This is a genomic window from Dictyobacter vulcani (genome assembly GCF_008974265.1).
GTDB classification, from domain to species: domain Bacteria; phylum Chloroflexota; class Ktedonobacteria; order Ktedonobacterales; family Ktedonobacteraceae; genus Dictyobacter; species Dictyobacter vulcani.
In genome coordinates, this window is record NZ_BKZW01000004.1 from 173,687 (window position 1) to 197,331 (window position 23,645).

21 protein-coding genes and 5 pseudogenes are annotated in these 23,645 nt (G+C 51.6%); 14 read left to right on the top strand and 12 right to left on the bottom strand.

All coding sequences use genetic code 11. From position 1 onward, the window contains the following. The first annotated feature begins 4 nt into the window (after positions 1–4). From KDW_RS28050 to KDW_RS35425, 3 genes are all read left to right on the top strand, one after another. On the top strand, positions 5–310 hold the full coding sequence (locus KDW_RS28050; RefSeq protein WP_151759225.1) for a hypothetical protein: 306 nt from the start codon (positions 5–7) through the stop codon (positions 308–310). Positions 311–617: 307 nt separating this feature from the next. Continuing rightward, positions 618–1,160, top strand: a complete 543-nt coding sequence (locus KDW_RS35420; RefSeq protein WP_151759226.1) for an MFS transporter — start codon at positions 618–620, stop codon at positions 1,158–1,160. A 19-nt stretch (positions 1,161–1,179) separates the two neighbouring features. Beyond that, positions 1,180–1,857, top strand: a complete 678-nt coding sequence (locus KDW_RS35425) for an MFS transporter (RefSeq protein ID WP_269822541.1) — start codon at positions 1,180–1,182, stop codon at positions 1,855–1,857. 142 nt (positions 1,858–1,999) lie between these two features. On the opposite strand, the gene KDW_RS28065 is transcribed toward KDW_RS35425, so the two are convergent. Then, positions 2,000–2,902 (bottom strand): DMT family transporter, encoded by a 903-nt coding sequence (locus KDW_RS28065; RefSeq protein ID WP_151759228.1) that lies wholly within the window; start codon positions 2,900–2,902, stop codon positions 2,000–2,002. 130 nt (positions 2,903–3,032) lie between these two features. After that, positions 3,033–3,700: pseudogene (locus tag KDW_RS28070) on the bottom strand (type 1 glutamine amidotransferase domain-containing protein). 313 nt (positions 3,701–4,013) lie between these two features. Between KDW_RS28070 and KDW_RS28075 the strand changes: the two are divergent. The 6 genes and pseudogenes from KDW_RS28075 to KDW_RS28105 all read left to right on the top strand — a co-directional run bounded on the left by KDW_RS28075 (position 4,014) and on the right by KDW_RS28105 (position 10,327). Then, positions 4,014–4,904, top strand: a complete 891-nt coding sequence (locus KDW_RS28075) for a LysR family transcriptional regulator (RefSeq protein WP_151759229.1) — start codon at positions 4,014–4,016, stop codon at positions 4,902–4,904. Between the two features lie 217 nt (positions 4,905–5,121). Beyond that, entirely contained in the window at positions 5,122–6,531 is a 1,410-nt protein-coding gene (locus KDW_RS28080) for a pyridoxal-phosphate dependent enzyme (protein WP_233097956.1), read from the top strand. A 308-nt stretch (positions 6,532–6,839) separates the two neighbouring features. Further along, a pseudogene (locus KDW_RS35605) lies at positions 6,840–7,258 on the top strand (archease). A 244-nt stretch (positions 7,259–7,502) separates the two neighbouring features. After that, positions 7,503–8,525: an RNA ligase (ATP) gene (locus KDW_RS28095; RefSeq protein ID WP_151759232.1), complete on the top strand. Its 1,023-nt coding sequence runs from the start codon at positions 7,503–7,505 to the stop codon at positions 8,523–8,525. Positions 8,526–8,638: 113 nt separating this feature from the next. Continuing rightward, positions 8,639–10,091 (top strand): annotated as a pseudogene (locus KDW_RS28100) (RtcB family protein). A 56-nt stretch (positions 10,092–10,147) separates the two neighbouring features. Continuing rightward, positions 10,148–10,327, top strand: a complete 180-nt coding sequence (locus KDW_RS28105) for an HAD family hydrolase (protein WP_151759233.1) — start codon at positions 10,148–10,150, stop codon at positions 10,325–10,327. Between the two features lie 447 nt (positions 10,328–10,774). On the opposite strand, the gene KDW_RS28110 is transcribed toward KDW_RS28105, so the two are convergent. Continuing rightward, positions 10,775–11,029 carry a sigma-70 family RNA polymerase sigma factor family protein gene (locus KDW_RS28110; protein ID WP_151759234.1) on the bottom strand — a complete coding sequence of 85 codons (255 nt, stop codon included), beginning with the start codon at positions 11,027–11,029 and terminating at the stop codon, positions 10,775–10,777. Positions 11,030–11,535: 506 nt separating this feature from the next. Here KDW_RS28110 and KDW_RS28115 point away from each other — a divergent pair. Continuing rightward, on the top strand, positions 11,536–12,672 hold the full coding sequence (locus tag KDW_RS28115; RefSeq protein WP_162005686.1) for an outer membrane protein assembly factor BamB family protein: 1,137 nt from the start codon (positions 11,536–11,538) through the stop codon (positions 12,670–12,672). A 138-nt stretch (positions 12,673–12,810) separates the two neighbouring features. Next, positions 12,811–12,963, top strand: a complete 153-nt coding sequence (locus KDW_RS28120; RefSeq protein WP_162005687.1) for a hypothetical protein — start codon at positions 12,811–12,813, stop codon at positions 12,961–12,963. Positions 12,964–13,088: 125 nt separating this feature from the next. Here the strand turns inward: KDW_RS28120 and KDW_RS36220 are convergent, their stop codons facing one another. The 7 genes and pseudogenes from KDW_RS36220 to KDW_RS28150 form a co-directional block, all read right to left on the bottom strand. Then, positions 13,089–13,502 (bottom strand): amidase family protein, encoded by a 414-nt coding sequence (locus KDW_RS36220; RefSeq protein WP_371876290.1) that lies wholly within the window; start codon positions 13,500–13,502, stop codon positions 13,089–13,091. A 96-nt stretch (positions 13,503–13,598) separates the two neighbouring features. Continuing rightward, positions 13,599–14,458, bottom strand: a pseudogene (locus KDW_RS36225) (amidase); the annotation flags it as partial. Between the two features lie 309 nt (positions 14,459–14,767). Then, on the bottom strand, positions 14,768–15,409 hold the full coding sequence (locus KDW_RS28130; RefSeq protein WP_233097816.1) for a hypothetical protein: 642 nt from the start codon (positions 15,407–15,409) through the stop codon (positions 14,768–14,770). Beyond that, positions 15,397–16,167 (bottom strand): hypothetical protein, encoded by a 771-nt coding sequence (locus tag KDW_RS28135; protein WP_151757620.1) that lies wholly within the window; start codon positions 16,165–16,167, stop codon positions 15,397–15,399. Before KDW_RS28135 ends, KDW_RS28130 begins: the two co-directional genes overlap by 13 nt. 511 nt (positions 16,168–16,678) lie before the next feature. After that, positions 16,679–17,449 (bottom strand): sulfite exporter TauE/SafE family protein, encoded by a 771-nt coding sequence (locus tag KDW_RS28140; protein ID WP_151759237.1) that lies wholly within the window; start codon positions 17,447–17,449, stop codon positions 16,679–16,681. A gap of 90 nt (positions 17,450–17,539) precedes the next feature. Then, a pseudogene (locus KDW_RS28145) lies at positions 17,540–18,981 on the bottom strand (rhodanese-like domain-containing protein). A gap of 38 nt (positions 18,982–19,019) precedes the next feature. Next, entirely contained in the window at positions 19,020–19,610 is a 591-nt protein-coding gene (locus KDW_RS28150; protein WP_151759238.1) for a rhodanese-like domain-containing protein, read from the bottom strand. A gap of 293 nt (positions 19,611–19,903) precedes the next feature. On the opposite strand from KDW_RS28150, the gene KDW_RS28155 reads away from it, so the two are divergent. Then, on the top strand, positions 19,904–20,494 hold the full coding sequence (locus KDW_RS28155; protein WP_198925633.1) for an RNA polymerase sigma factor: 591 nt from the start codon (positions 19,904–19,906) through the stop codon (positions 20,492–20,494). Positions 20,495–20,681: 187 nt separating this feature from the next. After that, positions 20,682–21,320: a DUF1684 domain-containing protein gene (locus KDW_RS28160; protein ID WP_151759240.1), complete on the top strand. Its 639-nt coding sequence runs from the start codon at positions 20,682–20,684 to the stop codon at positions 21,318–21,320. A gap of 149 nt (positions 21,321–21,469) precedes the next feature. On the opposite strand, the gene KDW_RS28165 is transcribed toward KDW_RS28160, so the two are convergent. Beyond that, the gene (locus tag KDW_RS28165; RefSeq protein ID WP_151759241.1) at positions 21,470–22,126 is read right to left on the bottom strand and encodes a polysaccharide deacetylase family protein; all 657 of its coding nucleotides are present in this window, start codon (positions 22,124–22,126) and stop codon (positions 21,470–21,472) included. 327 nt (positions 22,127–22,453) lie between these two features. Here KDW_RS28165 and KDW_RS28170 point away from each other — a divergent pair, with 327 nt between their 5' ends. Then, positions 22,454–22,645 (top strand): hypothetical protein, encoded by a 192-nt coding sequence (locus tag KDW_RS28170; protein WP_151759242.1) that lies wholly within the window; start codon positions 22,454–22,456, stop codon positions 22,643–22,645. A gap of 154 nt (positions 22,646–22,799) precedes the next feature. Here the strand turns inward: KDW_RS28170 and KDW_RS28175 are convergent, their stop codons facing one another. Beyond that, complete coding sequence (locus KDW_RS28175) at positions 22,800–23,390, bottom strand: FAD-binding oxidoreductase (protein ID WP_151759243.1); 591 nt, start codon at positions 23,388–23,390, stop codon at positions 22,800–22,802. Positions 23,391–23,645 lie beyond the last annotated feature (255 nt).

Genomic DNA, 23,645 nt, shown 5'->3' on the forward strand with positions numbered 1-23,645 from the left:
TCGCATGCCTGTGGCGCCTACACCGAGACGAATCATGGTTTGTGATCCTCTTCGAGAAGGTACGGGGAGGATCCACGCGCTCTTCTACCACGTTGCGGTGCGAGCAGGCAACGGCACGGCACCCACGATCCCTGTAGGCGCCACAGCACTGCGCATCATTCTTGCACGCTGGCCTGCGCAAACGCAGCAGGGCGGCCTCCGCGTGTGGCGCCCTCTCCACGTACACATGGCTTGCTGGTCACGTCGAACCATCTCTCAACGTAGCGCTAAACGAAACGTATTGGCGCTTGCCGCCAATACGTTTCGTTGAAGGAGAGAACCTCAACGGTATGGCGTGGCGTCCTCTCCACGTATGATTCGCTGCTTTTCTCCACCATGTTTTTTATGGTCACAAAAGCGCTTCACCGAAAAGTATTGGCGCTTGCCGCTGCAACCTCTTCGCGTATGAGTAAGCAACGCCATGTAGCGGCATAAGCGCTGGTCGTTCGGACAGTTTGCGCAAAGCCAGCTTCTGCTATACTTCATCTAGCGTTTTCCACTGACTAACGTGACACAACTGCAAAAAATTTAGTTGCACTGCTTGTCAGGCCTTCAACCTGCTATTTAAAGGGATTTTTGTGTTTAGTGCTTTTAAGATTGCAATGGATCGTAGCCCACTACGTTCTGGTCCATTTCTACGTTTATGGCTGGGACTGAGTATTTCCTATCTGGGTGATCAGTTTACGCTGATTGCCCTTCTGTGGTTTGTTTTGCAACTCACGGGATCTGGGATTGCTGTTAGCCTGGTTATTTTGTGCTTTCAACTTCCTGCTATGCTTACCGGGCCGCTGTTGGGAGCATTATTGGATCAATGGCAGCCACGTCTGGTCATTGGGATAGATAACTGCGTTCGTGCGCTGTTGATTGGGGCTATTCCCAGCCTGTATCTGTTGGGCGTTTTGCAGTTGTGGCATATCTATGTGCTGGCTGTACTTGCGGGTGCGCTAGCCCCGGCTACTGGAGCGGGGATTCGTGTGATCCTGCCTCATCTCGTCGCAGAAGATGCCTTGAGCGGGCCAATGCTCTATCTTCAACCAGCCTGCAATTTGCGGCTTTGCTTGGTCCAGCTCTTGCGGGGATTGTGGTTACCGGGTAGGAGCGCCCTGGGCTTTATTGATTGATGCCGCAAGTTTCCTTATTATGGGCCTGTTCATTTTTTCGCTTCCTCCCATGCCTTTGCACATACTCAAAGAAGCCGCTCTGATCAAGAAGAAGTGGTCGGCAGGCTTTCAGTTGATCTTTCGCCAGCAAGAAATTTTGCTGCTCACGGGTTTATCCTTTATCTTTTTTTTCTCGTACGGCCCCCTCGAAGCCGCGCTGCCACTCTATAGTGAAAGGATCCTGCATACTGGTGCTGAGGGTTATGGATTGCTATGGACCGGCTTCGGGGTAGGGGCGGTAGTAGGGGCGTTGCTGACAGGTTTTGTGGCTACACGTTTCCGACCAGGAATGACCCAGCCGCTCATCGCGATTCTCTGGGGTGGATTTCTTCTTCCTCTGATGGTGAGCCATTCTCTGCCTATCGCTCTGCTGTGTATGGCCCTGGGTGCATGTTCCTGGGCTCCTTATACCCCCATTGAAACATCGCTATTGCAACGCCTGATCCCGCCAGCGATGCGGGGGCAGGTATTTGGTGCGCGCCTGGCGATTACGACTGCTGCGGCTCCCCTTGGAACCATGATCGGTGGTTTTCTCTTAACCTATCTATCACCTTCAATCATCATCGGTATATCTGGCATCGCCTGTATTCTGGCCGGATTTGGTGGCTTATTATCACCAAAGCTACGCAAGCTGGACGGAAAATTGAAGCATGAGTAGTGTTGAGCGAGAAATATAGTAGGTTCGACCCTTGCGGTCGATTTCCTGACCCCCGAGATAACGCATTGCCCACCACGTCACAGCTTGCTCATGGTCAAGCGAGGATATCATGAAGGGTACCAATCGGCCGCAAGGGCCGAACCTACTGTTTGGGGTATGGGGGTTCGGTGAGCAGGGTGCCGCCGAGGATGAGGATGCAGCCGATGAGGGCGCGTGGTCCGAGGGAGGTGCCGTGCCAGAAGTAGTCGGCGAGGGCGGCAAAGACGGGTTCGCTGGCAAAGATCAAGGCGACGCGGGTCGGGGTGGTGTATTTCTGGATATGCGTCTGGGCCAGGTAGGCGATAGCGGTTGCGAAGATGGCGGTGATGACCAGGGCGATGATGACATTCGGTTGCAGCAGGATCCTACTCTGGACGATGTGTTGCCAGGGCTCAAAAAGAAGGGCCGCGATCAGGCTCAGAATGGCGACGGTTGCCAGTTGCAGGATAGCGAGCTGGCTGGCTGACTGCCCATCAGAAAACTTGTCGGTATACACGACCTGCAAGCCAAAGCCGATGGCACACAGAAAGGCCAGGATATCACCAGGATTGATGGTGCTTATATCGACAAAGGCTAATAAGTAGAGCCCTATGGTGGCACAGCCCACGCCGATCAATGAGATCCGTGATGGTCGTGTGTGCAGCACAAGCCAGGAGAGCAGCGGGACCAGTGTGACGGAGAGTCCGGTCAGGAAGCCTGATTTGCCGGATGTAGTGTAGAGCAGACTGAAGGTCTGGAGCGCATAACCCATAAAGAGAAAGCCGCCAATCACGCTGCCGCCAATCCATATTCTCGCTGATCGATGTTTTGCTCTCTCGCTGATCGCTGGTGGTTGTCGACGCAGCAATGGCAGCAACAGCAGCACGGCCACGCCAAAGCGGATCGCCAGAAATGAGAAGGGGGGCAAGGTCACAATAGCATCCTGGACCAGCACAAATGTCATTCCCCAGATTGCAGCAATCCCTAAAAGGATACTATCCGAGAGCCAGCGGAAGCGTTGGAGCATGCTTTTTCCTTCATTGGCGAATGGGCAAAACAAAGTGGAAGAAACCTGTCGTCTACATATAGAAGAGGAGTCAGGAATAGCTATTATACTCCTGACTCCTCTTAAGGGGAAGGTTGACCTTCCGTGAGATTTATAGTGCAGCGATTACAGCTTTGGCGACGCTGGCGCTGGACTGTGGATTCTGGCCGGTGATCAATTTTCCGTCACTCTCGACATGGTCGGCCCAGTTTGGCTTCACGACGAATTTTCCACCCAGTTCGCGCAGGCGGCTCTCCAGTAAGAAAGGCATGGCACTGTCTAATTTGACTTCGCGCTCCTCGTCGTCGGTGAAGGCGGTGATGGTTTTGCCTGCGACGAGTGGGGTGCCATCGGCCAGACGTGCATTGACGAGACCGGCGGACCATGGCAGACGGCGGCGACGACTTTGTTTTCGCCGGCGAACTCGCCCAGGAGCTGCTGTAGTTTGGTGTTGTCAGGCAGATCAAACATGGTGCCATGACCGCCAGGCAGGAAGATGGCGTCAAATTTGGCTGCTCCCGCGATTTCGTTCAGTGGCAGGGTGTTGCGCAAAACGCCACGGGCCTGTGCAGCCTTTGCGGCCTCTTCTGGCTTTGGTTCACTGGTTGGATCTATCGGAATATTGCCACCGCGTGGGCTGGCAACGACAACCTCAAATCCCTGCGCGATGAACTCCTGATAGGGGGTCGCGAACTCCTCGAACCATAATCCGGTAGGATGGTTTTCGTCGATGCGATCGTGACTTGTCACTACAATTAAGACGCGTTTTGCTGTACTCATATATCTAACTCCTTATTCATAAATGAGAGTATTTTTTTGTGCCAGGTCGACTTACACTTTCTCAAATGTTTGCTTCCTGCTCAGGGCTTTCCAATTCTCGTTGCAAGCGGGGATGCAAGGGCGGCCAGCTCCTTGCCGGAGCGCGATGGCAGACATGCTGGGAGCATGTCAGTCCTCGCATCTCCTCCCTCTTCTCCCGCCGAAGGCGGGACAAAAAGAGAATTGGAAAGCCCTGTTCCTGCTTCCTTGTCATTGTAAAACGCGGTCAGCTATAATACAAATAGAAAATCTGTAGTCAGGTATAAAAATATTTATGGCAAATTTAGAATGGTACCGTAGTTTTCTGGCTGTCTACCGGGCTGGAACCGTCTCGGCAGCGGCGCGCACGCTTTTTTTGACCCAGCCCGCTGTAACGCAACATCTCTCCGCACTGGAAAACCTGATTGGTGAGTCCCTGTTTACCCGTGCACCACGGCATATGGTTCCGACCACGCGTGGCAAGCAACTATACAGCCAGGTCGTCCAGGCGCTAGAGACCTTAGAGCAGGTATCGCAGGAGATCCAGAGCGCCCGGGTTGAGTTTCCGGTCCTGCGTTGTGGCGCACCACGCGAATATTTTTCGGCCGTAGCCTTACCCCAATTTATGCAACTACCCTATCGTCTAATTATGCAATTCAACGACACACGCATCCTGATCGAAGACCTGGAGCGTGGCCAGCTCGACGTTGTGCTTGCTGCCCAGCAGATCGCATCACGCGAAGTAGAATATCATAAGCTCGCTGAAGAACACTTTCGTCTCGTCGGACCACCCGATCTTGTCCCACCCACAATTGATACAACTGTATCAGAAATAGAGCAACTGACAGTAATAGAGCAGTGGCTCACAACACAAAAATGGATCAGTTATGGAGCCGAGTTGCCGATTATTCGTCGCTTCTGGTTACAGTGCTTTAACAAGCGACCAGGATTTCAAGCCACCTTTGTTGTACCCGACCTCCACATTATTGCCCAGATAATCGAGTCCGGCGCAGGCATCAGTATTCTACCGAATTATCTCTGCCATGAGCATATAGCCGCAGGAAAGCTACAGCTTTTATGGGAGCCCGCCCACAAAGTCACCAACGAATTATGGCTGGCCTATCGCAAAGTTGACCGTAGCGACGCCAAAATCAAACAGCTGCGCCAGCTGTTGCACAATGAATAAAGTAGCTTTAGCCAGGGACGCTGAAAAGGACATGTGCTATACTATGAGCTAGATTACATGCTCAATGCATTAGCACCTGATGGGTTATCCCAATGCAGACTTGTGACATCGGAAACCACCAGAGTTTTATGCAATGGGCCGCACAGGACCGATCTGCCTGGTTTGTGTGGCTGCTTGCATACTCATCAGGAATACAACCTCAAAGAGGCAATTATCAGTGAAAGAAACAACAGAACCTGCGATGGGAGATATGCAGTATTTCCCAACTGTACTCGACGCGATCGGGAATACCCCTCTCGTACGTCTCAATCGGATTGCTAGCGACGTTCCCCCACTTGTCCTGGTTAAGATGGAAATGATGAATCCAGGCGGTAGTGTCAAGGATCGTATTGGACCCAACCTGATTGCATACTGCGAGCAACAGGGCCTGCTGCGGCCCGGTGGTACTATTGTTGAGCCAACCAGTGGTAATACAGGACATGGTCTGGCGATTGCTGCGGCGATCAAGGGCTACCACTGTATTTTTGTCATGACGGACAAGGCGAGTGAAGAGAAGCGTAGCCTGCTGCGCGCCTATGGGGCGGAGGTGGTGATCTGTCCGAGTAGTGCAACCCACGACTCACCTGATTACTACAAAAATGTCGCCTACCGACTCGCCGATGAGATTCCCGGGGCCTGTTGTCCTGACCAGTATTCTAATCCAGCTAATCCAGCGACCCACTATGCTTCGACCGGACCCGAGATCTGGCGTGCTACGGCTGGTAAAGTGACGGCCTTTGTGGCTGGCATTGGTACCGGCGGCACTATTTCTGGTACTGCGCGTTACTTGAAAGAGGTCAATCCGAAGATCCAGATTATTGGTGCGGATCCTCCGGGATCAGTCTATTCTGGCGATAGCCCTAAGCCCTATAAGGTGGAAGGTATCGGCATGGATATGTTCCCACGCAACTATAATCCTGATCTGGTGGATGATGTGATCCGCATCGATGATCGCGCTTCGTTCCACTGGGCACAGCGTCTGGCGCGTGAAGAGGGTATCCTGACTGGTGGCTCGGGCGGTACCGCCCTGGGTGCAGGTCTGACCTACGCGAAACGCCTGACCGCCAATGATGTTGTGGTGATCCTACTACCGGATACCGGCCGTGGCTACCTCAGCAAGCAGTACAATGAGACCTGGATGCGTGAGAATGATCTGCTCGTGCAGGCTGAAAGCGACCAGCCATCCCTGGCTGATGTGCTGACCTATCGCCGCACGCATACCCGCAGCATGCCACTCGTCGTCAGTGTCCTGCCCAGCGATTCCGTCGCCGACGCCGTAGAACTGCTGCGCCGCTATGGTATCAGCCAGACCCCGGTCATGGAAAATGGCCGCATGATCGGCAGCCTGACCGAAGATCTGCTGCTGCGCCGTCTGGCCAGTGGTGAGCCACTCGACACCTGTGCCGTTGGCGAGATCCAGGGCGACGCCTTCCCAATCCTGGATGCGCATACCGCCACCAAAGACGCCTACCATGTCTTCAACGACTGCACCTCCGCCGTCGCCGTCATGCGTGACGACGTCCTCGAAGGTATCGTCACCAAAAGCGACCTCCTCGAATTCTGGGCTCACCAGAAGACCCACGCATAAAAATCCGAGGCGCTTTCCCAGGGATACAGGGCTACCGCTCCTGTATCCCTTTTTTATTGGCAAACTATGAGCATGATAGAGCTTTGCGACGAGTTTTTGCGTGAGCAGCTAAATTGTGCGGAATCAGGTCATTTATGTATTGACAAATAGCAAATAATTGCGTATTCTGAAATAGTGTCATGAATACTTTAGTTAATGAAAGGCAGGGTAATTATGCAAGCAAGTGGATATGCGTATCGATATGCAGAGGTTGCAGGTCGTCGTAGTTCGCTGCCTGGAGCATATAATGCCCACGCAGCATTTTGATAATGCGAAAGCCTTATGAAGTATTCGAACATACCGCGGACATAGGGATACACGCCTACGGGTCTACGCTTGAAGAGCTCTTTATACATGCCGCCGAAGGCATGGAGAGTTTGATGGTTGCTCCCGAACAGTTACGTATCACAACTAGCCGCCAGATCAGCGTTGAGGACATGATCCCATCTCCTTGCTTATCGCCTGGCTCAACGAACTGATCTTTCTCTTCGATACTGATTATCTCCTCTTTCGCGCCTTCACCATTGAAGCGATCAGCGAAACGCAAGTCCGAGGTCGGGCCGAAGGCGAAGTATATGACCGCCAGCGCCACGACCTGAGCAGCGCGATCAAAGCCGTCACCTGGCATGAGGCCGCCATCACCCACATAGCCGATGGCTATCAGGCCCGGATCATCTTTGATATCTAGCGCGTAAAAAGACAATCGTGAATGCCGCCCATCCTGGATTAACTATGCCTACACGATTGCATAGCAGGTTGCTTGATTGGCAGCCAGTATTGTGCGTTTCTCATCACTTCTAACCGATCACAATCCGACCCGGAACTTCTTTATATGCATGGTTTTTGGATTATATCTCCATGCTCTTCTATCATGCTGGAATTTTTTAGGCTGATTTTTACAAATAACAGACACTGGAAAGCGAGGGAATGCTATGAGTAGTCTGATTGTACCTGTGACGGTAATTGAAAAACTTACACCACATAGTAACGCTGATGCCCTGGAACTGGCCCAGGTGCTGGGTTGGCAGTTAGTGGTTAAAAAGGGCGAGTATCAGGAAGGGGACAAGATTGTCTATTTTCTAATTGATACGGTCCTGCCACTTGAGACCAGTGAGCACTTCGGCGTTACGCGCTACTTATCGAAGCAGCGCATCCGCTGTGCCAAACTGCGGGGTGAGCCATCCTTTGGGCTGGCTGTCCGGCCCGATGATGAGAACTGGGAAATAGGCTTGAACGTGGCCGAGCATTATGGGGCCACGAAATACGAGCCACCGGTGCGGCCTGGTCCTGGTGATGCCGAGCAGCAGCACCCGCTGTTCGTGGCCTATACCGAGATCGAGAATATGCGCAACTATCCGGACATTTTTGAGGATGGTGAGCCCGTCTTCCTGAGCGAGAAGGTCCACGGCACGCAATGTAGGGTTGCTCTGATCGAGGGTGAGCTGATGGCCGGCTCGAAAATGGTGCGGCGTAAGCGGCCCGCTGAGGACGCTTTTGCCAGCAGCATCTACTGGTCTCCGCTGGCCCTGGAGCCAGTGCGCACCTTACTCGAAGAGCTCGGCAAAAGCTATCGGCAGGTGATCCTGTTTGGTGAGGTCTATGGGAGCAAGATTCAGTCCTTTCACTATGGGCATAAAGCTGGCAGCCTGGGATTCCGCGCCTTTGACCTGATGGTTGACGGTCACTACCATAACTGGCCCGACTTTGTGGCTCTCTGCCAGCAATATGGTGTCGAGACCGTACCAGTTGTGGCCATGATACCTTTTGATCTGTCGACCGTGAAAAGCTATAGCGAAGGCAAAACCTTACTACTGACAGACGATGCCCATATCCGCGAAGGGCTCGTGGTGCGGCCACAGGTCGAGCGCATCCATCCGAAAACCGGCCGCGTCATTTTGAAATATGTCAGTGACAGCTACCTGTTTGGCACAAAAACAGATTACACCGACCAATAATAAATAAGCGCTGCCGGTGCGCCTGTTCTTCTCCTCCATATCCGAAGCCGGAAGAGGGGGAGCCAGCGCATCGGGAGCCTTGTTTCCTATATACATTGAGGAGAAAAAACAGTTTGGGTACGAATATTCCTTTAGAGCGCCTTGACGGCAACCGCTGGTTGATTCCCCGGCGCTACAGTGACACCATGCATGTGCCTGGCATGATCTATGCCGACGACGAACTGATCCAGATGATCTTAAATGACAACGCGCTCCAGCAGGTCGCCAACGTCGCCAGTCTGCCCGGCATCGTCGGATACTCGCTTGGTATGCCCGACATCCACTGGGGCTATGGCTTCCCCGTGGGTGGTGTGGCCGCCACCGACGCTGAAACAGGTGTTGTCTCCCCGGGTGGCATCGGCTTCGACATCAACTGCGGTGTCCGCCTGCTCGCCACCGACTTGCAATACGATCAGGTCAAAGGCGAGTGGTGGAATTGGCTGATCGTTTGTTTGAGAATTTGCCTTCGGGAGTTGGGACGGATGGTATGCGCCAGCTCACGGAACAGGAAATGCACGACGTGATGGTCCAGGGTGCAAAGTGGGCCGTCGATGAAGGCTATGGTTTTGCTGAAGATATAGACATGACGGAAGAGCGTGGCTGCCTGGAAGGTGCTGATCCCAGCGCGGTGAGTAAGCATGCGATCCAACGGGGTCGCAAGCAACTTGGAAGTCTGGGATCCGGCAATCATTTCTGTGAGGTCCAGATGGTCGATCATATCTACAATCAAGACGCTGCGGACGCCATGGGCATCGGCCGCAAAGGTCAGATTGTCGTGACTCTGCACTGCGGCTCAAGGGAATGGGACATCAAGTGGCCGAAGACTACATCAAGCTAGCTGAGTCGAAGCAGCGGGACTATGGTTATAATCTGGTTGATCGCCAGCTGGCCTGCCTGCCGATCCAGTCAAAGGAGGGACAGGACTACCTGGGGGCGATGGCGTGTGGTGCGAACTTTGCCTGGGCTAATCGCCAGCTGTTGATGGATGGCGTGCGTCAGGCCTTCAAGACCGTCTTCGGCCGTAAAGCCAAAGCGAAAGATATGCCGTTGGTCTATGATGTTTGCCATAACATCGCCAAGATCGAGGAGTACGAGATTGATGGTCAGCTCAGGAAAGTCTGTGTCCACCGTAAGGGAGCTACCCGGGCCTTTCCGGCTGGCCACCCGGCTATCCCTGAAAAGTATCGCAGTGTTGGCCAGCCGGTCTTGATTCCCGGCGACATGGGACGTTACTCCTTTATGCTGGTGGGTGGTCCCAACTCCATGCAACAGAGCTTCGGCTCCTGCTGCCACGGTGCTGGACGCCGCATGAGCCGTACCGCCGCCAAAAAGGCCGTAGGCGCCAGGGAGTTGATCCAGCAGCTCGAAAGTAAAGGCGTGACCATCCGCGCCCACAGTAAGAATTTATTGGCAGAAGAGGCGCCCCAGGCCTATAAAGATGCTCAGCAAGTTGTTAACGTTGTCCACAACGCTGGATTAGCAAGTCTGGTCGTACGTTTGAAGCCGATTGTGGTTGTCAAAGGGTAAATCACCGCCCGCGACGAATTTCACTCACATATAAGTGAAATTCGTCTGTACGTAAGTTGGTCACACAACAATTTCAACTGGATCAAGTGGTAGATCTGATCATCATTTCAGCTGAAGAACTCCTGCATAAACCACGACCTGAGATCTATCAACTGGCCGCCCGGCGTCTGGACGTGCCAGTTGAAGCATGCCTGTTTATCGATGATCGCATGCCGTTTGTCGTCGCCGCCCGCTAGGTTGGCATGCAAGCCATTCAATTCCAGCATAACGAGCAAGCCATCCCAGACCTGCAGGCGCTCCTATTGTAGCGGCTGCCTTCACGGCCAATACGTTTCACTTAAGGATTGAATGGCTGAAATGATAGCATGACGGTGAAGGAACACCTTCTCAAAGGATCAAGAGAGGAAAAACGTGTAGTTCGACCCTTTGGGTCGATTCGGTTGCCTCCACGATACCCTCACCTCCGCAGGATCAGGCAAGTGAAAAAGCGGTGAAGCAAGGCGTGAAGAGGCTTTGCTCATGGTCAAGCACGGATATTATGCAGGCACGAATCGACCCAAAGGGTCGAACCTACCTGTTCGCTTTTCTTGATCCTTTGAAGTCACTGGGCCTCTGATCGGCTCAGATGCTTTCGTCAATCTCGTCCAGAAAAAGGCTTACGTGAAACGTATTAGCCTTCACGGCTACGTTTCCAGTTGGTGTTGTAGGAATGCTAGCTTGTCGGGATTGAGGATGCTGCGTAGTCCTACGATGCTATTACCGCGTAGCTCAAGGGCTAAGACCCAGTTGAGTTGTGCATCGATGTGGCATAGAAGTGCTGGCGCACCATTGATCTCTTCGATGGAGAGTGTGTGGTTCGCTGGCACTTTGTGCATGAGTGCGATAAACAGTCTGGCGAGTAGGAGCACCGCATCAAACCACAACCAGAATACCGTCATGCCTTAGCGTTGATCAGGATGGCGGGCATCCCCTGCCTCAATCCGGCGACGATTCTCTTGAAAGGGTACGATCGTCATTGATTGGTGGTATTGATATTATCAATCCTATGCAGGTTTTGCTCTTTGACACGTTCAAGCACGCTCAAAGGTAAAAATCTCACCAGTAATGTGGAAACCAGACTTTAAATAGAGCTGGATACAAAAGGGAAGGTGTAAGTCGAGAGATTACTTGCGTAATCTGCGTAGTATTCACAAAGGGATTTTGATTTAAGAGTGAGGGAAAAGCGATGTATGTGCCTCCACCCAGAAGAAAGCATAATGTTATATTAATAATAATTTGTTCCATTCTTATTGCTTCCCTGGTAGCATGCTGCAGTGTCTGTACTCTTGTTTACACGCAAGTTTATCAGTCTCTACATAGAACATTGCAGCCCACATGTACTTCAACTATGGCGCATCCCCCTCATGATCCTCTGGCATACACATGGCCAGCAGCGATACCTCTTATGATCACGCAACCGCAACCTCGCAGGAGCATATTCGCGCGAACCTCTAGCCCTATTTTCACTGATATTTGTTGGATTCGGAGTAGCGACGGCACTCTTCTGAACGCCTATCATCTGCCGAATGATGAAATGGCTCACCCTGGATCGCTCTTCGGGCATACCTTCTACACTATTAAAGACCCAACCAAGAGCGCACACCAACTCTGCGCCAGAGACCTGTTGACGAACAGCGAGCTCTGGTGTAAGACGACAACCATTACCTCTACCACGCTCATACATGGCATCGATGACCTCATCATCACTGCTCATGAGGCTATGCGGCGTAGCGATGGCGCGCTGCTATGGTATTCTCAATCGCCTTTATATAATTTTCAACTTAGCCGTTATCATGACAGACGCTACCTACTCACAAATTGTGCTGACTCGCTCAATGTATCACTACCTCTTTGTGCACTTGACGTTCTCACCGGAAAGGTCCTCTGGCAGAGTAACCTTCTCAAGACGTATACCAGGATTATAGGATCGGGCCTCGTAATCGCTCAATCTTCCGATGGCAACCACCTCATCGCCCTTCATCTTGAAAATGGACAGCTTGCATGGAAGGTTCCTCTCGTATCCGCATGTACCCCGTCATCAGAAACATATACGGGTAAGCCAGTGCTCACTGCCACGACATTGTTCTGCGGTGATAGTTGGGGAATCACCGCAGTTTCCCTCGCGACGGGTAAAACTACCCTGAGATGGCCGTATCAGAATCAGGGCATTGCGGTGTACGCTGATCAAACATCTCTGCTGGCTGTGCTACAAAAGAGCATAGTAGGAGATGGGGAAGCAAAATTGATCTCACTCAATGCAGCAGATGGTCGGATCCTGTGGCAGAGCGCTATTGCAGCGAAACCGAGTTTGTTAGTAGGAAACCTCAATCAGGGCAAGTTTTACTTCCTCCTCAATAAAACAGGAGGGCTCAAACTATCCGCGCTCCGTATGAGTGATGGCCAGAGCCTCTGGCGTGACACTTCTTGCGACAATAGTCCAACCTCCACAGGAGCGCAAAAAACCACTGATCGTTGTTACTGGTCTGAGCCAATTATGAGCGTTCGGGCGAATTTTGAGAATAGTCCGATGTTCGCCTCATGACCAGGGGCCGCTGAAGTATGTAAATTGCGTCCTGTAGACCCCCCCTTGTCGGAAGGATACTGATGGTTACACCCGCTGTCGAAGGCATTGATCTGTTCAAAATTGCGGGCCGCTCCATTTCGAGGTGCTCACCACCTGGTGGGGACCCCGTTCAAGGAGGCCCTGCAACAGCTTGATCCAGTGTCAAGGCAGCGCGTGCAGGAGGAAGTACAACAAGCTGTGCGTCCATTTGAGGGATCGCAGGGGATCGTGGCACCAGCAGAATTGTTGTTGGGTACAGCAATGAAGTAGGGAGTTATCCTGCTGGTGCGTTGAAGTGCGCGAGAGCCACGCAGACTCTCGCGCACTTCAACGGTTGGCCCATCTCTCTTGACGATGCAATGGGATGACGACACGTTGTTTTGGAGCGACTGGTGTTAGTAGCCCGGTGGTCGTTGGAATGCTCCGGTTACTTCCGTGAGGGCTTTTGCTATCGCCAGCAGGCTCGCTTCACTCCAACGTTTTCCGACGATCTGTATCCCGATGGGCAAACCATCACGATCCTGTTTATACGGCAGCACGACTGCCGGGTGGCCGGTGTAATTGAAGACGGTGCCATGGGCGGCGGTCAGATAGTAGTTGACATCCTGGCCGTCAACGTGTAGCGGTGATGCTGGTTCGCAGTGCGGAAACGCTGTTACCATTGAGGGGGGGCACAGCAGTATATCCCACGTTTCAAAGAAGCGCTCCCAGGCGAGAATAGACTGATCGCGGAAATGCAGTGCCTCCAGGTAGTGGGCCAGAGTGGTGGGCCGTTCCTGCTCTTCCGGCTGGAATGCTCCTGTCATCATACCGATCAATGTCCCAGCTCTTGCTCCTTCCTGGTTGAAATCCACCTGTGGCAGTGTCGCTTCTTCCACCGCTGCACACAGCGGTGCGAGCTGCTTCGCCAGCTCTTCTACCGCCGTACGGATCTCCGCCGTGGCCGGAATGCCTGGAAACGTTGGCGCGAAGGCAATCCGCAGGTTCTTGAGTGTCAACTGTGGTACCTCTTCAACTGGTACCGGCGCTACTTCGGTATCCCGTCCATCTGGCCCGGCAATGATCGCGTACAGCTGTGCCAGATCCTCGACGGTCCGCGCCATTGGCCCGATGCAGGACATGATGCGTATAGGTCGGGGCCCCGGAAGACCAGGAATCAGACCGGTGAGGGGGACACGCTGTTCAGTGGGCTTCAGACCAAACACACCACAAAAATGTGCTGGAATGCGGATCGAAGCCGACAGGTCAGTGCCAATGTCAAACGGAGTCATCCCAGCAGCCAGCGCCGCTGCCGCTCCGCCACTGGAACCGCCCGGCGTGCGCTCGACATTCCAGGGATTATTGGTGCGGCCAAAGATGGGATTTGCGGATTGGTAATCGGCCAGCATCATAGCCACGTTCGTTTTCCCCATGAGAATACCGCCTGCCGCTCTGATGCGTGCGGTAACGGTACTATCCTCCTGGGTACGTAGTTGACCAGTGGTGGGAACCCGGTGGTGGTGCGCATGCCCGCTGTCGCATGAGCATCTTTCAATGTAAAGGGGACGCCATGCAGCGGCCCCCAATGCTCACCACGAGCCAGGGCTTCATCTGCTTTCCTCGCTTGTTCATATGCATGCTCGGCATCAAGCGTAATGACGGCGTTCACCGTGGGATTATGTGCATCAATCTGCGCCAAATGCGCTTGCAGTACTTCTGTGGCTGAAACATGACCTGCCCGGATGGCGGCAGCCAACTGGGTGGTACTGGAGAAAACAAGATTCATGTGATAGCTCCGGTTTGTGTTTCTGAATTCAACAGATTGAAAGAGGAGCCGAGTTCACTCTGCCATTTTCCTATTGAGGCGTTCGCCCGCCTGTATGAGAGCGTCAACTCCTGGTCGCTTGGTCATCATAATACGCCGAAAAGAAATACATGGGTCCAATTTTGAGGTTTCACCGGGATGACGTGGCTTGCCGTGCCACGATTACTCGTTCGTGTCATCTGTCCGCACAACACACATCATTTCCCCTCCCGCTCCCATCGTGTTCTCCTTCCGTGTGTATGAGTCATCCCGAATTTTCGGGATGCTTTTCTAACACCTTTTATCTGACAAAGACTGTAATGTCTGGATATTGGGAGCCAAAAGGTAGCCAAGGCTTGGACGATAGTCGTCCCACAGACGGCTGATCGCCCAACGTAAGCGGTAAAGCGGTGCAATAGCTTTTTTGCATCGCTTTCCGGTTCTTTTGCACTTCAAATGCAAGATCATTTCAACAAGATCCCCGTGGATAGGAGTGAGTAAATGGAGGAGAAAAGCATAAACAAGTGTCACGATACCTAACAGCTTGAGTCGGTTTTCCATCGCGTACAAACGCGGACTCTCCATCGCCAGCTCACTCTTTCCATAGCGGAATACGAGTTCTATTTGCCAACGTCTCCGATAAGCAAAAACAATCTCCCAAGCCTGCTCTGCAGTTCGAATACGCTCATTAGTTACCAGATACCAGACTTTCTTATTCACGCGAACTTTTACGAGATAAAGTTGATACTCGTATTGCTCATGCCATATCGGCGCCCACCAAACATCACAAGGCATCTTTTCACCAGTATGGCTATCACGTATTTCTTTATGAGATAAATACTTTTTATGTAATCCAATCTGCCATAATTTCTTCTTTTCCCCTTTCTCATTGAAAAAGAAATGCCCTTTTTTCCAGCGAATCACAAAACGCACACGTAATTTCTGTAACACTTGTATCCAAGGGCCTGATGCTGCTCCACGATCAAATATGTGAAGGAGCTGATCCCCCATTTCCGAACAACTTTTCTCAATAACTTTTCTTGTTGTTCTCTTAACTTTGTCGCATCATCACCTCTGGTAGTCCACCAGCTCATCACTGCTACTTTTACCCTTCCTTCCATTCCTATGATCAATGCTGCTGTCCACTGCATTCCTGCCACTGTAATCGCTTTCTTTGGTGGAAAATTAAAGACCAGGCCTTTTTTTGAGCGCTGCAATCTTTTCGCTTTACTAGAAGTTACTGGACAGATTCCTTCTAATTTCTCGCTTTCTGCTTTTTCTATGACACTCTCATCCCAAGGGCAAATAATCCTTTTCCCTTGTTCTCTCATACGTGTCACCTCTTTATCAGCTTCTTCTAGTAAATAGTGATCTATCTGCAAAAAATTCCATTTTATGGAGCGAAGCAGGTTTCCCACTCTCTTCGTTCCAGCAGTCGCTGTTTTTGATTGCTGCGCATATCCATCGAGGTAGGAACCTAATTCACTCAAAAGTAGTCCCTGCTTGTTATTTCTGAAACGAATAATTGCAACGCATACCTGTACTAACGTTCGCACTAACCTCTTATCTATCAGCCTATCAAGCACAATCAAAAGTGGCATAAGAAATTCTTCAAGCAATTGAGCTAATTCCTGTGATGCTCTCTGCGCATCTTGTTCCTCGGGTTGAAGTATGTCATACTGAAATGGCATGAGTTGGGGGCCTCCTGGTTTTTTGCTGTCAGTTGAATTTTTAACAGTTTAACTCAGGAGACCCCTCTTTGCCTAGTTCTTACTTTTCCGGTTTTCTCTCTTTCTTTCCGGCTAGAAATGTTCCTCAAAAATTCGGGATGACTCATATCTACTGCCAATGCACAGAAAAAAATTCTCCAATCTTGCTCTTTTTGTGCGTGCATGGAAGGTTCCTCTCGTATCCGCATGTACCCCGTCACAAGCATCGTATGCGGAGTAAGCCAGTGCTCAATGCCACGACACTGTTCTGCGGTGATAGCAGGGGAGGAGGGAGGAAAATTGATCGGGGTTAATGCCGCAGATGGTTGGATCCTGTGGGGGCACGCACAGCCAGGCCGTATTGCAACGCAACAGAGTTTGTTAATAGGCAACCTTAATCAGGGCAGGTTTTACTTCTTCCTCTATAAAACATGACAATGAAGCCGCTAAGGCCGCCGCCGATCTTTGCGGCGGCGGCTACCAGGCCCTTTCATCATGAGAAATAGTGCAGTACCGCCGGGATGTTGATGCTCAGTACGACGATTGCCAGCACCAGTACAAAGGCCGCAAAAAGCTGGCTCAGGCGCTGAGCGGGAATTTTTTTCGTCAGGCTGGTTCCTGCCAGTAATCCAATCAAACCGGCCGCGGCGAAGATGATGATTTCTAGCCAGGGAAGTGGGCCGCTATTCAGGTGGCCAAGCAAACCTGCGACGCTATTTATCGCGATGACCAGTAAGGAAGATCCTACCGCATCTTGCATCGTCATGCCCAGGAATAAGACCAGTGCCGGCACAAGTAAAAAACCGCCGCCAACCCCAAGAAAGCCGGTCAAAAATCCAACCCCGAGTCCGCCAAGCAATGTCATCCACCAGGATTGCTGTCTTCCTTCCTGTATTGGCTTCTTCGGGCGCAGCATCATGAGGGCAATAACCAACATCAATAAGCCAAAGAGCATGAGCAGCACCGGACCAGGGAGGAGCGAGGAGAGACGGGCGCCAATATAAGAGGCAACCAGGCCATAGGCCCCGAAGAGCAGCGATTTCTTTATTCGCACATGTCCGGCCCGGTAATGAAGGACCATACCAAACAGAGCATTCATACCAACAATCACCAGTGAAGCCGTCACTGCCGTATGGGTGTCCAACCTTAGAATATAGACCAGAATAGGAATGGTGAGGATCGAGCCGCCACCTCCTAAGGCGCCGAGCGCCAGACCAATCAGAGCGCCAAGCACAAGTATCAGCAATAATGACAATGGGTCCATGTTTTCCTTTTTCTTCTTCTCATACCCGGGTAAACGGCGAGGCCACAGGGCATACCCCGGCCTCTCGTTTCACCTCCGGATCGGTAGATACTAGTGCTGTCCTGCTGTGACTGGACGCTCTTTTTCTACAGGCAGGCCTGCCTTCTCCCAGGCGGCAAAACCACCTGCCATATCAATGTGCTGGCTGAAACCATGCGCGGCCAGGATACTGGCGGCGATAGCTGAACGACTACCAGCCTGACAATGCACGACAAACTCCTGTTGCGCTGGAACCTCTTGCAACCGCTGCTCCAGGTATCCAGGGGGATATTAAGCGCACCTTTCAGGTGTCCTGCTTCGTATTCGCTGGCCCCACGGACATCAAGCACAGGTAGGTTTCCCTGTTCGATGCGCTGGCGCACTGAGACCGCATCCATTTTGTGCAGGTGCTCCAGTGGTAATCCCGCCTCTTTCCACTGCTGGATTACCGCCACTGGGAGATAGCCCGCAATCTGTTCTAGCCCGATCAGGCTCAACTTTCGTTGCGCTTCAATCACCTCTGTTTGATCAGCGATCAGGACAAACGGGTGCTCATATGATAGCAGCCAGCCTGTCCAGGAGAGAAATGAGCCATTGAGTGGGATATTTATGGTACCGGGAATATATCCCGCCGCATACGCATCGGCCGGCCGAGTATCGATCACTCTCACGTGATCAGCCAGTTGCGCCTTCAACTGCTCGATTGTTTCTACGGGTGGCGTTGATAACTCACCAAGCAGTGCAGGACCAACTCTGTTGACCCGCTTCATCTGCGCAAAGTAGAAGGGGGGCTCAGGTTGTCCCTCTAAGATAGCCTGGACAAATGCTTCCTCGTCTTTGATCGCGAAGGCCCAGTTAAAACGTCGCTCATACCCTATGGTCGTCTGCGGAATCGCACCCAGGGCACGGCCACAGGCACTGCCCGCGCCATGACCGGGCCAGATTTGCAAGTAGTCGGGTAGTTCACGGGCCACCTGAATGGAACGGAACAACTGACGAGCACCATCTTCCATGGTTCCTTGCACACCTGCTGCACGCTCTAACAGGTCAGGACGACCAACATCTCCCACAAAGAGAAAATCACCAGTAAACAGACCAATCGGCTCATTTGCCCCGGCGGTATCTGTGATCAGAAAGGACAAATGCTCCGGAGTATGGCCCGGCGTATGCAACGCCTGGACCAGAATATTGCCAACTTTAAAGGTATCCTTATCCTTCAGCAATATCGCTCCAGCCTCCGCTGCATAGCTGTATTTCCACTCAGCAGGCCCCATATCAGAAAGGTAGAGTTGTGCACCCGTTCGCCGGGCCAACTCACGTGCTCCCGAGACGAAATCCGCATGGATATGCGTCTCTGTTACGGCCGTGATGCGCAACCCCTTCCTCTCTACCAGTTCGATATATTGATCAAGGGAGCGATTCGGATCAATGATTAGCGCCTCACCCGTGGCCTGACACCCGACAACGTAGCTCGCCTGGGCTAATGACTCATCATACAAGGTACGTAGAAGCATTTCTCTCTTCTCCTCTTCTTTCAAGACCAATCTTTACGTTATGCTGAAGCGTTTAACTGTTTCACCACGTCTCGTACATCACAACTCACGGAACGATTGTAGGGAAGCTTGCTGAGTACCATTGCCATCCCACAGGTATCCGTCAGGGCAGAATAGGCTAATCCACCACCCACAAAGCCTGCCAGCAGGGCCAGTGGCTTCCAGACAAACAGGGAGCCCAGCACACTCAGCAGGACCAGTGATCCGGCCACGCCACGTACCTGTCGCTCCATACTCCAGATCTGCGGCCCACGGTTCACGGGCTTCTGTGCTTGTTCCCAGGCAGTGATGCCTCCGCGCAACACATGAAATTGCTCTAAACTGGTGGTGTCAAAGACCTTCGCCGCCTGCTCGGCGCGTGCCCCACTGCGGCAGACAAGGACCACTGGTACCGAGATGGCATTCGCTAATTCTGTTTTATGCTCAGGAAGCTGATCTAGCGGTACGTTATAACTTCCGGGAATATGCATTGATTGGTATTCGGCAGGTGTGCGCACATCAATGATTTTTACTGCATTTCCATCGTGTAACAGTTCCTCAACATCACGTACCTCAATGGTGCGTCCAAGTGTTTTATTTCCCAAGGCCATGTATCGTTTCTCCAATTTTCTGTATCGTTTTTATGAATAATGAGAGAGATTTTCTCTCTCCTCTTCTCTTCGTTATGGAACTTAACCTCTGGATAGCCGGGTTACTTTCCGTTCTATTTGCTTTGATGCAGGGTGCTTTCAATCGGTTACATTCAGATTTGGGTTGGATCTATCTTTTCTTTATAGCAATGCTATGCTAGGATAAGAATAAGCAGAAACACTGACCCCTTGATGCTCACCAGTTGATACCAAGAGGATAGATACAGCACAGAATGAGGAAACGCTCTATGCACATGCCCTGGGATATTAATATCGATGTCTATAAAAATGAAGAAGAGTTGCTGGAAGGGTTGCGGCGGAATGAGAAAATGGCCTGTACCTGTATGCTCAAGCGCTTCGCGCATCGGCTCTATCTCCTGGCGCGGCGGCTGGTCAATGATGATGTAGAAGCGGAAGAGGTTCTCCAGGAGAGTTTTATCCAGGCATGCAGTCATATCGCGAGCTTTGAAGGAAAAAGTAGCCTCAACACCTGGCTCTATCGCATTGTGACTAATGCCGCGCTGATGAAACTTCGCCGCCATACACCAGAAACGCTTCCCCTTACCGCTGGAAAAGATGGTGAGTACACTGATGATATGATGACACTGATCGATGAAACACACACTCCCGATGAGGCAATCCTGGATGCGGAAGTTCGGGCCGCGATTCGTGAAGCATTGACGCAACTGCCTGACACCCTGCGTGAGGCATTTATCCTTCGTCATGTTGACGGTCTCAGTACAAAAGCGGCCGCAGCAAAGTTGGACATCACAGAGTCAGCCTTGAAGGTTCGCCTCTACCGCGCACGTCAGGCGTTACAAACGTTGCTTGCAGCGTACCAATAAAGCTATCCAGCGTCCTCCCACAAACCTACGACCCTTGATTGTTCCTTTATAATGCAGTGGCATATAATGCAGTGGCATATAATGCAGTGGCATATAATGCAGTGGCATATAATGCAGTGGCATATAATGCAGTGGCATATAATGCAGTGGCACGTATCGTGAAACGTTTTTAGTTGAGGAGAATTTGATGTCCAACTACCTGGCACTGTACGATTACCGATCACAAGTGGCTGCCTCTTATCGTGAGCGTAACAGGGCATTATGCGCCGGCGAGGATGCTGAAGTCGTTCTACGACGTTTTCGGGAGAGCAAAGATCAGCTTTTCTTGACGCATTCTCAATCCGCTCTTGACGAGGAACAGCGTCGTCATTTTCATGGCTTGCGCTACTTTCCCTATAATCCTGCTATGCGTTTTGCCGTGACTATTGATACTGATGTTGAGCCAATTCAGCAACAGATCGCAATGGATGCCCGTGAAGTGATGACCATGACTACCGTTGGATTGGTACGCTTTACGGTTGGTGAGGAGCCTGTGGAGTTATCTGTATACTGGCTTAATATATATGGTGGTGGTCTGTTTCTTCCTTTTCGTGATGCCACCTATACATCGGAAACGTATGGCTCTGGGCGCTATCTCTTCGATACGATTAAGGGTAGTGATCCCGTTCCTTTCACGAATGCCCGGGATGAAAAACAGATCATCCTCGATTTCAATTATGCGTATAATCCTTCCTGCTCTTATAATGATCGCTGGGTCTGCCCTCTGTCCCCTGCCGAGAACCGCCTTGATGTACCTATTCCAGCGGGCGAGAAAAATTATAAGTAACAATCCTCATCTCAGGCGGCTCCATACTCAGCGCTCGATGGCCAGGTTTGATTATTTTTGATAGTATCAGCAGCTTTTTTATACCAGCATAATTTGTGAACATTTATCCGGCAGCAGGAGGGGAGATGTTTGGGGGTGCAGCGGGATTCCTACAGGACTATAAAGGTGAAACCACGCTGTCGAAGCCCTTTGATGATCAGGGGCAAGGCTTGGACTGTTTGTGATCGATCCCCTCCGCCGTCGTGCAATATGATGATACTCCCATTGCGCGCACTGTGGAGAACGGTGCTGACGATCGCGGCAACTCCAGGACGTTGCCAATCACGGGCATCAATCGTCCATTCGGTCTGAACCAGTCCCAGTTGAGCTGCTATTCTCCCCACCGTTGCATTGGTGGCGTCATAGGGTGGTCGGAAGAGCGTCGGAGCTCTACCTGTTACCTGTTGAATCACTGTGGAAGCGGATCTGATTTGGCTGCGAATCTCATCCGGAGAAAGCCGTGTCAGATTAGGATGACTCCACGTATGGTTGCCGACGACATCTCCATCCTGATACGTTTGTCGTACGATACCCGGATACTTCCTAACCTGGCTTCCAATGCAAAAAAACGTGGCTTGCACATGATACAACTGAAGCACATTGAGGACCTGCGGGGTAAATGTGGGCTGTGGTCCGTCGTCGAATGTCAAAGCAACGTGGGGGGAGTGTGCCATGGCAGAAGGATGTGTCTGAAACAAAGCAATGCCCAGGACCATTGCGCTGGAGAGTAACCCGATAATGAAGAGTAGATACAGATGTTGTCTCATCGTCCCCTCCAATTTTTCTCCTGCTAATCCTCCTCTGGCCCTCCAGAGAGGAACTGAAGGAATTTCGCTTACACCTCTCGCACGATTTCTCCCTTTCGATATGGTTGTTTTTATTGGAACGAAAACTGTAGGGTGCGGCACAACTTTTTGCAAGAACAGGAATAAAAAAGCGGAGTTGGTTACGCAGTCCTGTTGCTGCTACGGAGAGGTCAAAATAGGTCCCTCAGCTAATGTATATTGCCAATTCAACGCCCAACGTGGGAGAGATTTGTCCATTCAAATATACCGCGTGGTTGCTCATGAAGCAAGGTCAGCGACATTAAGCTCATGTACTCACACTGCTTGCAAAAAGGAGCCGGGGCATTAATTATTGTTGTCCTCCTGATGCGGGTTGGTTATCGTCACCGTCACCGGATCCGACGTAGCCTGCTGACCGTTCTGGTCGGTGGCAACAACGGTCACCGTGGCGTGGGTCTTGTTGCTGCAGGAATAAGTAAACCATTTATGATGGTTTACTAGCTTTATATCTCATTTCATATAAGTCCATTCATATCTTGTCGCCCAATTAGGCCAGATCTCAGGTGAATCCACTTGTAGTTCATAATTCAGGTTTGATTATTTTTGATAGTATCAGCAGCATCCTGCTGATACTATCAAAGGGTTCTCGGGCACATCATGTAGTTGGTTTGACGTTTTGATTCATGCGGAACAGATTGCCCGGATCATATGTGGCTTTGATCTGGGCCAGGCGTGCATAGTTGCCGCGATAGGCGGCCTGTACGTGGTCGGTGCCTTCGTCCATCATCATGTTGACATAGCCTCCACCCGCTGAATAGGGATGAAGTGCCGTCCAGTAGTTTTTGGCCCACTGGATCATGCGTTCGTTGTTGGCCGGACTGGGATCGACTCCGACGATGACCTCGGCGAAGTTGGCGTCACGAAAGCTGAATGCGGTCTCGCTCATACCAACATTATGGACTGCTCCGTTTATCGGGTAGATATGCATGGTTGAGAGCATCGTCGGTAGTTGCGCGCTATGCTTCAGATGCTGTTCGATGGCCTGATCATTCAAGTCGGTAAAGAAGTCGGTCTTCCAATACCACTGTAAGCCCTTCGGGTAGAGTGCGTCGAAGAGCGTTTGCAGCGCCGGCCATGGAATTGGTCCGGCGAAATCTACGGCTGGTGGAATGCTGGCGCGAATCGGTTGGAACTGTGCGTCGGCTTGCTCTGGCGCGCCCGTGTAGCACCATACAATGGCACACATCTTCTTGAGGCGAAACTGTTCCGGATCATACAGTGTCCAAAGAAGCTCAAGAACTACAATGCTATCTCTACGTGATGGTTGCTATTTCTCCAGGGTACGACATTCGAGGCGCGGTTTGCCATGGCACGTTTATCATCAGAAGAGTTATAATACCGCGTATATCATAAGAATCAGAAAAAAATACTGAGATAGAGTCGAACGGAAAATAAAATATGTTTGGATAGTTTATTTCCCCATTCCTTCTCTGATTTTGTG